This is a genomic window from Bradyrhizobium sp. WCU1 (assembly GCF_053474805.1).
Genome location: NZ_CM130280.1, coordinates 4,744,882 through 4,759,749 on the forward strand (window position 1 = coordinate 4,744,882; position 14,868 = coordinate 4,759,749).

Annotated in this window: 17 protein-coding genes; 8 read left to right on the top strand and 9 right to left on the bottom strand. The window is 65.9% G+C overall.

What is annotated here, in order from left to right; all coding sequences use genetic code 11:
• Positions 1-60 precede the first annotated feature (60 nt).
• Complete coding sequence (locus tag ACTUWL_RS21950) at positions 61-906, bottom strand: hypothetical protein (RefSeq protein ID WP_021080644.1); 846 nt, start codon at positions 904-906, stop codon at positions 61-63.
• Between the two features lie 147 nt (positions 907-1,053).
• On the opposite strand from ACTUWL_RS21950, the gene ACTUWL_RS21955 reads away from it, so the two are divergent.
• Entirely contained in the window at positions 1,054-1,455 is a 402-nt protein-coding gene (locus ACTUWL_RS21955; protein ID WP_021080643.1) for a DUF1330 domain-containing protein, read from the top strand.
• Between the two features lie 94 nt (positions 1,456-1,549).
• Here ACTUWL_RS21955 and ACTUWL_RS21960 read toward each other — a convergent pair whose 3' ends face one another.
• Positions 1,550-2,170 (bottom strand): TetR/AcrR family transcriptional regulator, encoded by a 621-nt coding sequence (locus ACTUWL_RS21960; protein WP_021080642.1) that lies wholly within the window; start codon positions 2,168-2,170, stop codon positions 1,550-1,552.
• A 75-nt stretch (positions 2,171-2,245) separates the two neighbouring features.
• Here ACTUWL_RS21960 and ACTUWL_RS21965 point away from each other — a divergent pair, with 75 nt between their 5' ends.
• The gene (locus ACTUWL_RS21965; protein WP_021080641.1) at positions 2,246-2,650 is read left to right on the top strand and encodes a hypothetical protein; all 405 of its coding nucleotides are present in this window, start codon (positions 2,246-2,248) and stop codon (positions 2,648-2,650) included.
• Between the two features lie 26 nt (positions 2,651-2,676).
• Here the strand turns inward: ACTUWL_RS21965 and ACTUWL_RS21970 are convergent, their stop codons facing one another.
• The 6 genes from ACTUWL_RS21970 to ACTUWL_RS21995 all read right to left on the bottom strand — a co-directional run bounded on the left by ACTUWL_RS21970 (position 2,677) and on the right by ACTUWL_RS21995 (position 8,053).
• Complete coding sequence (locus ACTUWL_RS21970; RefSeq protein WP_021080640.1) at positions 2,677-3,087, bottom strand: hypothetical protein; 411 nt, start codon at positions 3,085-3,087, stop codon at positions 2,677-2,679.
• Positions 3,088-3,140: 53 nt separating this feature from the next.
• The gene (locus tag ACTUWL_RS21975) at positions 3,141-4,295 is read right to left on the bottom strand and encodes an alpha-hydroxy acid oxidase (protein ID WP_035652475.1); all 1,155 of its coding nucleotides are present in this window, start codon (positions 4,293-4,295) and stop codon (positions 3,141-3,143) included.
• A 107-nt stretch (positions 4,296-4,402) separates the two neighbouring features.
• The gene (locus tag ACTUWL_RS21980; RefSeq protein WP_021080638.1) at positions 4,403-5,212 is read right to left on the bottom strand and encodes an MlaD family protein; all 810 of its coding nucleotides are present in this window, start codon (positions 5,210-5,212) and stop codon (positions 4,403-4,405) included.
• 79 nt (positions 5,213-5,291) lie between these two features.
• The gene (locus ACTUWL_RS21985; RefSeq protein ID WP_021080637.1) at positions 5,292-6,221 is read right to left on the bottom strand and encodes a DMT family transporter; all 930 of its coding nucleotides are present in this window, start codon (positions 6,219-6,221) and stop codon (positions 5,292-5,294) included.
• Positions 6,222-6,493: 272 nt separating this feature from the next.
• Positions 6,494-6,880, bottom strand: a complete 387-nt coding sequence (locus ACTUWL_RS21990) for a hypothetical protein (protein ID WP_021082464.1) — start codon at positions 6,878-6,880, stop codon at positions 6,494-6,496.
• A 399-nt stretch (positions 6,881-7,279) separates the two neighbouring features.
• Positions 7,280-8,053: a helix-turn-helix transcriptional regulator gene (locus ACTUWL_RS21995; RefSeq protein WP_021082463.1), complete on the bottom strand. Its 774-nt coding sequence runs from the start codon at positions 8,051-8,053 to the stop codon at positions 7,280-7,282.
• Between the two features lie 81 nt (positions 8,054-8,134).
• On the opposite strand from ACTUWL_RS21995, the gene ACTUWL_RS22000 reads away from it, so the two are divergent.
• From ACTUWL_RS22000 to ACTUWL_RS22010, 3 genes are all read left to right on the top strand, one after another.
• The gene (locus ACTUWL_RS22000; RefSeq protein ID WP_021082462.1) at positions 8,135-8,812 is read left to right on the top strand and encodes an acyl-homoserine-lactone synthase; all 678 of its coding nucleotides are present in this window, start codon (positions 8,135-8,137) and stop codon (positions 8,810-8,812) included.
• Positions 8,751-10,115 carry a cytochrome P450 gene (locus ACTUWL_RS22005; protein WP_021082461.1) on the top strand — a complete coding sequence of 455 codons (1,365 nt, stop codon included), beginning with the start codon at positions 8,751-8,753 and terminating at the stop codon, positions 10,113-10,115. Before ACTUWL_RS22000 ends, ACTUWL_RS22005 begins: the two co-directional genes overlap by 62 nt.
• Positions 10,116-10,177: 62 nt before the next feature.
• On the top strand, positions 10,178-10,372 hold the full coding sequence (locus ACTUWL_RS22010; protein ID WP_291732099.1) for a hypothetical protein: 195 nt from the start codon (positions 10,178-10,180) through the stop codon (positions 10,370-10,372).
• A 9-nt stretch (positions 10,373-10,381) separates the two neighbouring features.
• On the opposite strand, the gene ybaK is transcribed toward ACTUWL_RS22010, so the two are convergent.
• Positions 10,382-10,864 carry a Cys-tRNA(Pro) deacylase gene (ybaK, locus tag ACTUWL_RS22015; RefSeq protein WP_035653647.1) on the bottom strand — a complete coding sequence of 161 codons (483 nt, stop codon included), beginning with the start codon at positions 10,862-10,864 and terminating at the stop codon, positions 10,382-10,384.
• Between the two features lie 353 nt (positions 10,865-11,217).
• On the opposite strand from ybaK, the gene ACTUWL_RS22020 reads away from it, so the two are divergent.
• The 3 genes from ACTUWL_RS22020 (at position 11,218) to ACTUWL_RS22030 (ending at position 14,748) form a co-directional block, all read left to right on the top strand.
• Entirely contained in the window at positions 11,218-12,510 is a 1,293-nt protein-coding gene (locus tag ACTUWL_RS22020) for an adenylosuccinate synthase (protein WP_021082458.1), read from the top strand.
• 35 nt (positions 12,511-12,545) lie between these two features.
• Positions 12,546-14,120, top strand: a complete 1,575-nt coding sequence (locus ACTUWL_RS22025; RefSeq protein ID WP_106940072.1) for a hypothetical protein — start codon at positions 12,546-12,548, stop codon at positions 14,118-14,120.
• Between the two features lie 193 nt (positions 14,121-14,313).
• Entirely contained in the window at positions 14,314-14,748 is a 435-nt protein-coding gene (locus ACTUWL_RS22030; protein ID WP_021076980.1) for a DUF5413 family protein, read from the top strand.
• The last annotated feature ends 120 nt before the right edge of the window (positions 14,749-14,868 follow it).

Below are 14,868 nucleotides of genomic sequence, written 5' to 3' on the forward strand. Positions count from 1 at the left end.
CGCGGTGCGGCCTCCTCAGGATGTCGGGACTAGCTCTTCCACGTGTCTCGAAGGCCCCGCCTATTTCTGCGGTCCCGACAGCGAGATGTCGCGCTCGGCGCGAAACACGTTGCTGTAGAGATTGGCGATCCATTGCCGCCCGCTTGAGGTGATGTTGAGGTGGCGGATCGCCCTCTGCACATGCGGCGCGACGCTGTCCCAGTAGAAGCGCGGATAGAGGTCGACGAGATCGGCCGGCGAATCGTAACCGAGCTGGCGGTTCAATCCGGCCTCCTCGAATTCGATGTAGAGCGCGTTGGCCTTGCGGATGTAGTGCGGATCGCCGAGCTGGCCGATCAGATCGGCGGCGCGCAGCAAGATGGCCTCGTCGCCGAAGTCCTCATCGCCGTTCGGGGTGCTCTGCGGAAAACGGGTGCCCTCGATTGCGCGCGCAATGCGCTCCTTGTCGAGCAGCGCGACGCCCTTGAGCCGCTCCATCACGAAGATCTTGGAGCGGTCGACGTGATAGGACATCAGCGCCGCATCCGACGAGCCGCGCGGCAGGATCACCTTGCGGCCATCGGCCGCGACCAGATAGCCGTTCTGGTCGTCGGCATCGAACAGCCCGCGCACGTAACCGATGTCATGGGTCAGGCAGGCGATGATGACATGTGCATAATCCTCGGCGCTCATATGCGCGTGCAGCGCGCGGCCGCGCAGGATGTCGTGGCCGGCGAGCGTCACCAGCATGGTGTGCTCGACATTGTGATAGAGCGCGTCGCTGTTGCCGATGCATTCGATGGCGATCCGCGCGATCGAGGGCACCATCTCCACGAGCTCGGTCTGCGAAGAGCCGAAGCGGCGCTGCATGTATTCGCCGAGGAATTTGCCGAGTGCGTCGGCCGCAAGTTCGGGAAGGGTCATCACGGCATTGACCTCCGAGATCGGGTGGCGAGCTTACGGCCTGCCAGCATTTCAGGGTAGTCCCGCGATGTGACATAATCGTTGCGGCCGGACCGAAGCGGCTGGACCGTAGTGACCCGTAATAATGCGGTGTGGGGTGGGAGCTGGTGGATGGGTGTCGATCTCTTGAACGTCAAAGGCTTGAGCGAGCTGGATCAAACGGCCCCGGTCGTGATGGTCAATCTGATGCGATTTCGCCAGCGGTCGCTCGACGGCGACGGTTCGGGTTGGGATGCCTATCTGCGCTACAGCGCGCTCACTGTCCCCATGATCAAGGCGCGCGGCGGCACGCTGCTCTGGACCGGCAACGCCGAGACGGTCGCGCTCGGCGAGCCGGACGGCCAGCGTTGGGATTACCTCGCGCTGGTCTATTATCCGAGCGTCGCGGCCTTTACCGACATGATGACATCGGCCGACTACGAGACCAGCTGCGACCCACACCGCCGCAACGGCTGCGAGGCGCACGTCATCATCGCGACGCGCGAGGCCTACAGCAAATTCAAGGCGGGGTGAGGCATTGCTCTCTTCCCGTCACCCCGAGGAGGGCGAAGCGCGTCTCGAAGGGTCGACGGCCCGACCGTGGCCGATTCATCCTTCGAGGCTCGCCTCAGGATGACGGGTTGGAGAGCGGCGCAAGCGCCGCGTGACAGGCCCTCTGCACCACCCGGCAGACCTCGTCCCTCGACCGCCCGGCGGCGCTCAGCGAGGCGAAGGTCGGGTAGCTCGTCAGCGCGAAGATCAGGTCGACGGCATCCTTGCGGGCCTGTGGCGACGCTTGCTTGCCCGCGATGCGGTCGACCAATCCGGTGACACCGCGACGGCGGCGCTCGTTGCGCTCGCGCACGGCTTCGGCGAATTCGGGATCGGTCGCCATTGCGTCATGCAGCCGTCCGACCGCGGAATCGCGGCTCCAGAAGCCGCAGAAGATCTCGACCATGCGGTCGAGGCCGGCGCGCGGATCGGCCGTCGTCATGGCGTCGGCGAGCTGATGCAGGCCGCCGTGGCGCGCGATCTCGTCGAACACGGCCTCGAGCAGCCCGCGCCGCGAGCCGAACTGGTTGTAGACCGTCAGCCGCGTCACGCCGGCCACCTTCGCCACCGTATCCAGCGAGAACCGCGCAATGCTCTCGCCTTCGCGCAGCGTACGCGAGGCGGCCTCGATCACGCGCTCGCGGGTCTCGGCGGCGGCGGCGCTGCGCGCCGGGCTCACATAGCTGCGCGGCGGCATCGGCTTGCCTTGGTTTCGTCGGATTGACTATACATTATGTATATCTAATTTCCAATGCCCAGTTGGAGCAACGTCATGCAGACAGTCCTCATCATAGCCCTGCCCCTTCACGTTCTGTCATCGGTGTTTTGGGCCGGCTCCAGCTTTACCTTGGCGCGCACTGGCGGTCTCGGCGGCGAGAAACTGCTGGGTCCGCAGATCGGCGCGGCGACGGTTGCGATCGTGACCGGCGCCACGCTGTGGCGCCTGGTCCATGAAGGCTCGTTCGCACTGTCGGAGCAGATCCTGGCGGGTGGCGCGACCGCGGCATTGGCTGCGATCGCCGTGCAGATCATCGTCGGCGGCGGCGCTGTCAGGCAGCTGCGCAATGGCACGGCCGAACAGTCGGCCGCACGTTCACGGCTCGCCGTCGCGCAGCGCATCGCGGCCGGGCTGCTCGCGATCACCGCAATCTGCATGGGCGCCGCGCGTTATGCATGACGGTTTCCGGAGCATCACGGCCGGGTTCAACGCTTCATCTGCGTGAACCACAATATGATCAGCAAGAGCGAGGTCATCATCGGAGCGGCAGCGCAAAGCGAAATCGCCGCCCACTGAACGCTCACATTGATCTGCAGCGGAAGCGGAAATGGCGGCCGTTCGACGGTCCGTCGCTTTACCGTGTCCATGGTCGATGCGAGATTACGCCAGAACAACAGCATCCAGAGCGGAAACATCGTGAAGATGGCCCCGACCAGCAGCGGGGCGATATTGCGGTATATCGCTGTCGCGATGGCGACAACCACGCAATTGCACACCATTGCGACGAAGCACCAGCCACTGACGGCGGGCGGTATGGACTTCGGTACGGGCAACAGCATGTCGTCATAGTCGGAAATGAACGGCTCGTCCGGTATCAGGGTTCTCCAGAAGCGCATGGCGTGCCGACCTTCCACTAGGCCACAAGAATCCGGGCGGTGCGGTCACCGCTTCAATATTTCCGAACCAGGTCCGGGGTGATTTCCTTCAGGCTGCGGATGCCGAGCAGCGCGAGGTCGCGGTCGATCTCGGCGTGCAGCAGCGAGATCGCGCGCGCTACGCCGGCTTCGCCCGCGACCACGGCGCCGTAGAGGAACGGACGGCCGATCCAGACGAAATCCGCGCCGAGCGCCAGCGCCTTGATGACGTCGGTGCCGCGGCGGATGCCGCCGTCCATCATCACCGTCATGTTGCCCTTCTCCGCGGCGATCTCCGGCAGCGTGCGCAGTGCGGAGACGGTGTAGTCGAGCTGGCGGCCGCCATGGTTGGAGACCATCACGCCGTCGCAGCCGTGCTCGCGCGCCAGCCGGGCGTCTTCCGGCGCGATCAGCCCCTTGACCACGAGCTTGCCGGGCCAGCGCTTGCGGATCAGCTCGACATGCTTCCAGGCGAGCTGGTCGCGGCTGCCGATGTTGCGCATCAGATTCCTGGACAGCACCGGCGGGCCCTGCTTGGCGTCCATGTTCTCGAAATGCGGCATGCCGTGATTGAACACGGTGCGCGCCCAGGTGTTCAGCAGCCAGTCCGGATGGGTGATGGTGTCCCAGAACACCCGCGGCGTGATCTCGAGCGGCACCTGGAAGCCGTTGCGGATGTTGTTCTCGCGATTGGGCGGCACCGGCACGTCGGCGGTGACGACGAAGGTGTCGTAGCCGGCGGCCGCGACGCGATCGACCAGCGGCTCGATCCGCTCGGGGAGGCCAGCGAGATAGGCCTGGTACCAGGCCTGTTGATTGGCGGCGCGGACGTCCTCCAGCGTAATCAGCGAGGAGGCCGAGAGGATCATCGGGACGTTGGCGGCGGCCGCGGCGCGCGCCAGCACGATGTCGCCACGATAGGCGCACAGCGCGGACGAGCCCATCGGCGGAATCCCGAACGGCGAGGCGTAGGTCTTGCCGAACAGCGTCGTGGTCTGGTCGCGGCCGGAGACGTCCTTCAGCACCCGCGGCACGAAGCCGTATTCGTCGAATGCCCGGCGATTGTCTGATCGCGCCGCGTCGGTCTCGGCGCCGCCGGAGATGTAGCCGTAGAGGAATTTCGGCAGCAGCTGCCGCGCCCGCGGCTCGAAATCGTCGAGCGTGAGGTAGCGCCGCAAATGCCGGGGCACGGCGCTCGCGGCGCGGTTGACGGTTGCGGGAGGCGGGGAGGGCGCTGCGGTCCGGTCGTGCACGTCGGTCGTTTCCGTTGTTCTTGGTTCTTGGTCGGCGCCTGACGTTAGCGCCTGCCGCCGCGCCCGGCAATTTTCTCGTTGAACGCGTTGACGGACTGGCTGACGTCGCTGAGCGTCTTGCGCGTCTCGGCGATCATCGCGCCGGACTTCTTGTCGAAGCTCTGGATCAGCTCGCGCAGCGAGATCACGGTCGGCAGCAGCTCGCCGCCATATTTGTCGCTGCCGAAGCTCTTCAGGAACTTGTCGGCCGAGGCCAGCTTGGCGTCGACCGTGCTGATGCCGTCGTCGGCGGCGTCGATGAAGCCGGCGATCAGCTCGCCATTGCCCGACAGCGAGTTGGTGAAGTTCTCGAGCCCGAGCAGCGAGTCCTTGATGCCGGCCTCGTTCTCGGTGATGACGCGGTCGACATTGCGCAGCGCGACGCGCAGCTTCTCCTGGATTCCCATCGTGCCTTCGGGATCGGCGGTCAGCTCGGGAATGCCGTCGGCACCGAGCGGCGGCGGCGGCGCATCGTCGGTGCCGCCGGTGAAGGAGATCGCGGCGATCCCGGTGAGGCCCTGGAATTCGAGGCCGACCTGGGTGTCCTTCCTGATCGGGGCGTTGCCCTCGATCCGCGTCATCGCCACCACGCGGTGGCGGTCGAGCCTGATCGAGACCACCTCGCCGATCCGCACGCCTGCGAAGTTGACGCTGCCGCCGCGACGCAGGCCGGACGCCGAGCCCTCGAACACGACGCGGAACGGCACCATCCGCTTGATGCCGGCATAGCGCTGATAGCCGAGCCAGCCGCCGAGCGAGCCGGCGACGAGGGCCAGCGTCAGGGTGCCGATCACGAGATTGCTGGCGCGCGCCATGCGTTTGGGACCTGTCCGCGAAGCAGAGCTCAAGAGATAGCGGATTTGCCGCCGATAGTCACCGCGCCCTGGGGAGCGATCAGGCCGCCGACTGCTTCCGCGACGCCGCGAAGACGCCGGCCAGCACCAGCGCGAAGCCGATGAAATGGAAGGCCTGCGGATGCTCGCCGATGAACACGATCGACATGATGGTGCCGAACACCGGAACCATGTGGAAGAACGGCGCAGCGCGGTTGGCGCCGATCAGCTGCACACCGCGGTTGAAGCACAGATAGGCCAGCGTCGAGGGGAACACCGCGACATAGAACAGCGACAGCAGGTTGTTGGTCGTGAGCTGCATCACCGGCCGCGCGCCAAGCTCCCAGATGAAGAACGGGATCAGCAACGCCGCGCCGCAGCCGAAGGTGAAGGCCGCCACCGACAGCCCGTGGATCTTGGGCCGTTTCAGCGTCAGCACCGAATACAGCGCGAAGATCACCAGTGCGACGATGAAGATCAGATCGCCCTTGTTGAACTCGATCTTCGACAGCGTCGTGAGATCGCCGTGCAGCAGGATCACCAGCACGCCGGCAAGCGACAGCAGCACGCCGCAGAGCTGCGCCAGCGTCAGCCGCGTGCCGAGCAGGATCAGCGACCACAGCGCGACCACCAGCGGCGCCGCCGATTGCAGCAGCAGCGTGTTGAGCGCCTGGGTGTGCTCGAGCGCCCAGTATTGCAGCGTGTTGAAGGCGCTGATGCCGGTGAGCGACAGCAGCATCATGATGCCGAGATTGTTGCGGATCACGGGCCAGTCGCGGGCAAGGTGCTTCCAGGCGAACGGCAGGATGATCAGGAACGCCGCCGACCAGCGCAGGAACGACAGCGTCACCGGCGGAATATGGCCGGCGGCGAGCCGGCCGACGATCGCATTGCCGGCCCAGCACATCGCGGTGATGCAGAGCAGCAGGTAGGGCTGATTGGCGATCCAGGAGCCGGACGCAGGCGTTGCGGTGGAATCGGAGGCAGACATGCGATGAGGCCCGGGTTCACGACGCCGCGGCCTGCCCGGCAGGCGTCGCCGGGCCGGTATGGATTTCCCCGGCCCATGTCACAGACACGGATTCCGCCGTTCCATCAATGGGGATGGACGCATCGCGACCATGCGCGAAGGCCCCTTACGGAGCGCCGCGACGGCGTCCTGCTAAAGCATGATCCGGAAAAGTGCGAAGCGGTTTTCCGAAAAGATCATGCTTAAACAAGAATCTAAAGCGCGATGACGATTCAACCTGATCTCATCGCGCTTTAGCCGGTTTCCGGCGGCATGGCCTGGCGCTTGACGATCTGCTCGGCGAGCTCGATCAGGATTCGCCTGGTGTCGGGGTCCCGCACGTCGCGGAACACCCGCAGCATGCGCAGCTCGAGCAGGGACTGCAGCGATTCTGCCGCCTGGCCGCCTTGTGGCTGCGCCGTCGCGGCCGGCCGCCGATTGAGCATGTCGGCGGCGATTCCGAGCATCTCTGCAACGGTCGCCAAGCGGCCGCTATCCACCTTCACGGCGCCGTCCACGCCGTTCTTCTGCAGGGAGGCCCCCGAGCACAGGATCTCGGCGAGATCTGCCTGCGACAATCCGATTGCGCGCCAGCGCGCCTGCACCAGTTGATCGATCTGGTCGTCCTGCGATGTGCTCATGGTGCGCTTCGGCGATCTCCAGCTACGTCGGTTGGCGGCATGTCCCCGACCAAGATTGGTAGCAAATGGAACTGCGGTTCGTCGCGACGGGACTTCTACGGATGATCCGGATCGACGATTGGTCCGGCCGCACCGTCCGACATGCGGGAATATCCGCGCCTCCACGACAACCGGGCCGTCGCGCCGGGTGGACAGTGCGATGCGCACCCATGGTCCGCGACGCTCGCATTCGCATCACCCGGTCCCTGACCTTATTATCAAGACTGCAGACGAATGCAACTTGCGAGCGACGGGTGTGATGAATCCAACCCGGATGTGTGACCTCGCCACATGTCGCGGTGTTTCCGCCTGACGCGCGCCAGCAATCCCGAGTCCGCCGCGATCGCTGCGCGGCGCCGCTCACAAGTCGATGATCCCGAGCGCGATGCTCTTCGCCACCCCGTGCGTCTTGTTCGATGCCTCGAGCTTGCGCAGCGCCTGCTTGATGAAGCCTTCCACCGTCTCCGGCGAAATACCGAGGATCTGCGCGGTGTCGGCCACGGTCTTGCCGCGCGCCGCCCAGGCGATCACTTCTTTTTCCCGCCCCGTGAGCTTGATGGTTTCGGCGGCGTCGGCCGGCTTCAGGATGGACGGCGCATTGCGCTGGTCGCGGTTGACGATGTCCATCGCCCGCTGCACCCAGTAGATCATCAACAGATGCAGTTCATGCCGGTGGCAGATGAACAGCTTGTCGAAGTCGCGCGGCTGGTCTTCCCAGAAGAACACCGTCGAACTCGAATGCACGGCGCCGAGCCGGTCGCGATAGTGGAAGGGCACGACGAAGCCCTGGCGAAATCCCTGATCGCGCGCGGCCTCCATCATCCTCAGCTCCGGTGGACGCTTGCGGCCTTGCCGCTCCGGCAGCTTCAGCTCGCCCCAGTGAAACGGCGTGTTGGTTCGCCGGACTCGCGTCAACGCCGGATCGCAATGGACGAAGTCGTTCTGGATGTAGGCGCGCTCCCAGGCCGGGTTGTAGGTGCCGGTGTGGTAGGGCAGGTCGAGCTCGGGCCGGCCGGCATCGATGAAGGCGAAGCTGGCGAAGCCGTAGTCCTGGATGACCTTGTGCAGCGACAGCCGAAGCTCGTCGATCGTGCCCGACGCCTCGATGCTCGAAATCGCTTCTGCCAGGACCATTGAGTAAAACCCCCGGTTTCCGGGGGTACCACAATTAAGCCTTTTTGTCCCAGATGCCGGCGATATCTGGAGGCGGAGGGAATGTCGCACCTTTGGGGGGAATACCATGCGCTCGTCACGACCGAGGAGCGCTATCCGGCACATGTTCAGGCGATGCTCAGGCTGCGCAAGCAGCTGTTCGTCGATCATTGCGGCTGGCTTCTGACCACGACCGGCGACGTCGAGCGCGACCAGTTCGACGTCTGGTATACCGAACATTGCCTGCTGTTTCTCGGCTCGGAACTGATCGGCGGCTTCCGCGCCATCCGCACCGACTACCCCTATCTCACCAAGTCGGTCTTCCCGCAGTTGGCACAGCGCCGCTTTCCGAGTCGCCGCGACGCCTGGGAAATCAGCCGCTTCGGTGTGCTGCCGGGTGCGGCCACCGCATCCGCAGCGCGCGCCAACTATGCGCTGATGTTTCGCTTCGCCGAGTTGCGCGGCGCAGCGGCGCTGGTGGCGATGGCCGACCTCACCTATGAGCGCTTCCTGATGCGGATGGGCATCCGCACCCAGCGCTACGGTCCGCCGCAGGTGATCGGCAACGACCGCTATGGCCGACCGCTGACGGCGCTCGCCGGCGAGATCCCGCTCGATATCGCCGGCAATCCCGGCCTCACCAAATTCCTCGACCTTGGACGGCAATTGGAGATCCACGATGCCACACATGTTCTCGGACGTTCGAGCGTTTCGGAGCGACCCGCTCAAATTCCTGCTTGAGCGCGGCAACGCCGCGCCGCTCGGGCTGGTGCCGCTCCATCTCGGGCCTGCGCCGGTGTTACTGGTGAATGATCCCGATCTGATCCGCCCGATCCTGAAGGCGCCGGAAACCGAAATCGGCAAGGGCCGGCTGATCAAGAAGCTTTCGCCGGTGCTGGGCCAGAGCTCGCTGATGCTGCATGGCGACGAGCACAAGCGGCGGCGTGCGGTGCTGCACAAGCACATGGCAAAGGGCAGCGTCGAAAAATACCTGCCGCAGATGTGCGCCGAGATCCGCGCGGTCGGCGCGCGGCTGGCGCGGCTCGGCGCGTTCGATCCGCATCGCTTCACGGCGACGCTGGCGCTGCGCACGATCTGCATCGCCGTGTTCGGCGCCCAGGTCATCTCGTCCGGCGACGAGGAGGCCCTGGTGCAGGCGGTCGGCACCATCGAGGATGATCTCGCCGACGAGATGTTCCGTGTGCTGCCGCTTGGACCGGTGTCTTGGTATCGCAGGCGGCAGAACCGGATCTGCGCCAAGCTTGCGATGTCGACCGTGGTGCAGCGGCTGCGCAGCAGCGCCGGCTCGACCAGCGCGCTGCGCGATCTCGAGGCGCTCGGCCTCAGCGATCGCGACCTGCACGACGAAATCCTCACGCTGCTGCTGGCCGGCCACCACACCACCGGATCGACCGCCGCCTGGGTGCTCTATCACATGGCGGCCGATCCCGCGCTGATGGACGAGATCGCGGACGAGGCCGCCGATTGCATCGGTGACGACGGCGAATTGCGCGTCGATGCGGTCAGGCGTGCCGACGTCAGCGCGACCCTGGTCAAGGAGGTCTGCCGGCTCTATCCCAGCGCCTGGTGGTTCTCCCGCGAGGTGATGCAGCCGGTGACGATCGGCGGGCGCGACCTCAAGGTCGGCACCTCGCTGTTGCTCTGCCCCTGGCAATTGCAGCGCGATCCCAGGCATTTCGAGCAGCCCGACCGCTTCCTGATGACGCGGCGCTACAACACCGACGCCTACATCCCGTTCGGGGCCGGACCGCGCGCCTGCGCCGGCATGGGCGTTGCGATGCTCGAACTGCAATTGCTCGCGCTCGAGATCGCCGCGGCCTATCGCTTTACCGCCGTCAGTCCGAATCCGGCGCCGTGGCCGAAAGCCTCGGTGACGCTGGTGCCGCCCCCAATGACCATCGACATCGAAGTCCGTGAGGTCCGCTCGCGCATCCCGCAGCTCGGCGGGGAGGCCGCGCGGCTGCCGTACATTCCACCCGTCGGCGCGGCGTCCATCAGCACACTGCAACCGGTTTCCCCATGACAACACACATCACGACGGCCAGCATCGGGCAAAGGGCCATGGATCAAGTGCAATTGCGGAGCTTGCGCGACGTCATCGCGGTGTTGGTCGAACAGCGCAGCATCGTGACGGCGGCCGGCGCAACCTTTGCCGCACATCTGCTCGACCTGGCGATCATGCAGCTCAGGCTCAACGTCAACGATATTTCGGCAGAGGAATTGAGCGGCCTGTCCGATTACGTTGGCGCGGAGTTTGTCCGGGACAAATCCTCGCACTGATCGCCACGATCAATCCTGCGTCGCCACCAGCGCCTTCATCGAGGCGCCGGCGGCGAGCGCGGCGTCGTTCGGATCGATCTCGATCTGCAGGCCGCGCTGGCCGCCATTGACGAACACCGTGACATGGCTGAGCGCGGTCTCGTCGATCGCGGTCGGTACCTTCTTTTTCTGGCCGAACGGGCTGATGCCGCCGACATGGTAGCCGGTCAGCCGCTCGGCATCGGCCGGGCGCATCATCCTGGCCGACTTGCCGCCCAGCGCCGCGGCAAGCTTCTTCATGCTGACCTCGCAGTCGGACGGCACCACGGCGCAGACCGGCTTGCCGTCGACCTCCGCCATCAGCGTCTTGAGCATGCGGTTCGGGTCGACGCCGAGCGCCTCGGCCGCCTGCAGCCCGATGCTCTCGGCGTTGGAATCGTAGACATAGGTGTGCAGCTTGAAGGCAATGCCTAGCTTGCGCAGCGCCATCGTCGCCTGGGTCGAATTGGGCATGGATCCGGCCGGTTGTTACGGCGGAATGATCGCCGCAATGGGCTCGCCGATCAATCGCCCGGACGGGCTGCCCCGGGCCGCGCCAACATTAAATTCCCGCCAGGGTGGCGCGGCGCGGCGCCGTATGGAATTTTCAGGGGATATCAAAGGGTTGTAGCTTGTCCAAAAGGCGCAAACGGCCCCCTTCTTGCTTGCGCAGCCGACCCGCTTCCGTTATCCGGTAGGCGCCTTGCGTGCGCGCGGCCGGGCGCCGCGGTTTGGGCTGGGCATATCAACGCATGATCGCTGTGGCGGACGCGTTTTCGCCGCGATCATGGTCATGGTCTGAAACACCTGAAGGGAACATCTTCGCAATGGCCAATGTTGTCGTCGTCGGCGCCCAATGGGGCGACGAGGGGAAGGGCAAGATCGTCGACTGGCTGTCGGAACAAGCCGACATCGTCGTGCGCTTCCAGGGCGGCCACAATGCCGGCCATACGCTGGTGATCAACGGCGAGACCTACAAGTTGGCGCTGCTGCCGTCGGGCGTGCTGCGCCCGAACAAGCTGGCGGTGATCGGCAATGGCGTGGTGTTCGATCCGCAGGCCTTCCTCGACGAGGTCGCCAAGCTGAAGGGGCAGGGCGTTGCGGTCGGGCCTGACAATCTGCGCATCGCCGAGAACGTCACGCTGATCCTGCCGCTGCATCGCGAGCTGGATTCCTTGCGCGAATCCTCCAACGCCATCACTTCGATCGGCACCACCCGCCGCGGCATCGGCCCGGCCTATGAGGACAAGGTGGGCCGCCGCGCCATCCGCCTGATGGACCTCGCCGACCTCGACACGCTGCCGCACAAGATCGACCGCCTGCTGGCGCATCACAACGCGCTGCGCCGCGGCAACAATCTGCCGGAGATCGAGGGCCAGAGCATCCTGGCCGAGCTGTCGGCGCTGGCGCCGAAGCTGTTGCCCTATGCCGAGACGGTGTGGCGGCTGCTCGATCTCAAGCGCCGCGAGGGCAAGCGCATCCTGTTCGAGGGCGCGCAGGGCGCGCTGCTCGACGTCGACCACGGCACCTATCCCTATGTGACGTCGTCCAACACGGTGGCGGCGCAGGCCGCGACCGGCACCGGCATGGGCCCTGGCGCCGTCGGCTATGTGCTCGGCATCTGCAAGGCCTACACCACCCGGGTCGGCCAAGGTCCGTTCCCGACCGAGCTGAACGACGAGATCGGCGAGGAAATCGGCCGCCGCGGCAAGGAGTTCGGCGTCAACACCGGGCGCAAGCGCCGGGTCGGCTGGTTCGACGCGATGCTGGTGCGGCAGACGGTCCGGACCTGCGGAATTGCCGGGCTGGCGCTGACCAAGCTCGATATTCTCGACGGGTTCGACAGCATCAGGGTCTGCATCGGCTACAAGCTCGACGGCAAGGAAATCGACCATCTGCCGGCGGGCGAGGGCGCGCAGGCCCGCGTGGAGCCGATCTACGAGATCATCGAGGGCTGGAAGCAGCCGACGGCCAATGCGCGGTCCTGGGCGGACCTGCCGGCCCAGGCCATCAAGTATGTTCGGCGGGTCGAGGAGCTGGTGGGGTGTCCGATCGCCCTGCTGTCCACCAGTCCGGAACGTGAAGATACTATTCTGGTACAGAATCCGTTCGAGGCTTAACGGGATATTACCTATATCCCACCAATTGTGTGGAAATGGCTGACTACTACCCGCTGATCGCCCGTGCCATCGCCGGACTGGACCCCAACGCTCCCGGCGAAGCCCGCCGCGCGCTGTATGCGCGGGCGCGGACGGCGTTGATCCAGCAACTTCGCGGCGTGCAGCCGCCGCTCTCGGAGTCCGAGATCACCCGCGAACGGCTGTCGCTGGAAGAGGCGGTGCGCAAGGTCGAGTCCGAGGCCGCGCAACGCGCCCGTGAAGCCTCACGGCCCGGCGGCGCCGCCCGCAGCAGCACCGACCCGTTGCGCCGTGCCAATCCGAAGCCGCCGGAGGCCAATGCACGGCCGCCGGAGGCGAATGCTGCCGACACTGCCGCGCGCCCGCGACCGCCGGCCGAACCGCGTCCGCCGCGCAATTTGCGCCCCGATGTGCCGCCGCCGGCCCCGCCTCGGCCGCAGAATCCGCAAAACCCGCCCGGCCTCGATACCCAGGCACGGCCGCCTTCGCCGCGCCGCGCCGGCGAAGCCGCGCCGCCGCCGGTGCCGCCGGCCGCGCCCGGCGTGCGCGGCTTCCGCGACATCACCGCAGACGCCGACGATCTCGGTCGTGCCGCGGCGCAGGCCAGCCGCAACGCGCGCAAGACCTACGCCAACGTGCCGTCGCCCTCGCCGGAATTCGACCGGCTCGAGCCGAGCCTGGAGAACCGCGGCGGCGATCCCGAGGCGCCGTACTCCTACGACGAGTCGATCGAGGAGGCGGAGCGCTACACCCCGCAGCAACCGCCACAGGCGCCGCCGCCACGGTCGCGGGTCAGCAATGCCGAGCGCGAGCCGAAGCGGCCGCGCGTCGGTTCGATTTTCCCGTTCAAGACCGCGATCGTGATCGGCATCCTGCTGATCCTGGTCGGCGCCGGCATTCTCTGGGGCAAGCCGGCCCTGACCTATGTCAGCACCCTGTTCAATTCCTCTGCGCCGGTCGAGGCGCCGAAGGACGCCGCGGCGACGCCGTCGAGCAAGAAGATCACCGATCGGGTCGGCCAGCCGTCGTCGTCGGGCGAGCCGGTCGCTCCGGTGGCGCAGCGCGTCGTGCTCTATGACGAGGACCCGTCGGATCCGAAGGGCAAGCAATATGTCGGTTCGGTGGTCTGGCGCACCGAGCAGGTCAAGGGATCGGGCAACCAGAAGCCCGACATCGCCGTGCGCGCCGACATCGACATCCCCGATCGCAAGTTCAAGATGACGATGTCGTTCCGCCGCAACACCGATTCATCGCTGCCGGCGAGCCACACCGCGGAATTGACCTTCATCCTGCCGCAGGACTTCGCCAATGGCGGCGTCGGCAACGTGCCGGGCATCCTGATGAAGTCCAACGAGCAGGCGCGCGGCACGCCGCTGGCCGGCCTCGCGGTCAAGGTCACCGACGGCTTCTTCCTGGTCGGCCTCTCCAACGTCGATGCCGACCGCTCGCGCAACCTGCAGCTCCTCAAGGAGCGCTCCTGGTTCGACGTGCCGCTGGTCTACACCAACCAGCGCCGCGCCATCATCGCGATCGAGAAGGGTGCCCCCGGCGAGCGTGCATTCAACGACGCGTTCGCGGCGTGGGGTGAGTAGCGGCCTCCGCACTCACCTCGGTGGGTGAGATGTCATCGCCCGGCTGTGTCCGGGCGATTCCGTATCGCAGCAACCTCTGGCTGTTGCACCGCATTCACCGCGCAGCGCCCGGAACATTCCGGGCGCTTTCGATTTTCTCTAGAACCATCGTGCGACTGCGTTACACTTGGCCGACGTCGGGCAAGGGCACGCCATGAAACGCTATCTGATCTTCGCAGCCATCGGGCCGTTCATCGGCGGCTTCCTGCTGCTGCTGATGACCACCTATCAGTCCGGCTACTGGACCGAGACCAATGGCGGCGAAGTGGCGAAGCTGCTCGTCGTGTTCGTGAAGTCGCTGCAATACAATTATCTGTTCGGCATCGTGCCGTCGCTGATGTTCGGCGCGATCGACGACATCCTGATGCATATGCGGCGGATCGCGCCGACGGTGCGGATGCTGATCGTCGGTCTCGTGGCGTTCCTCGGCGCGGCGCTGACCTACGCCTCGCACGGCTCCGAAAGCGGGCCGGTGCAGTTCATCCTCTACGGGCTGGTCGGCTTCATCCCGGGCGTGATCACGTCCTGGCTGGCGCACAAATACGCCGAAGAGCTGCATGCGCCGGCGCAGCCGGTATCGCAGCACTAGGACATGTATTCGTAGGCTTCCCGTGGAAGGCGTCAGCTCGTTGTTTGTGACAAGTTGGTGACATTGGGCGCCGCGATCCCTGTGCGATCGCAAGCTCAGGTGACTCCAGTTCAGTGTGGG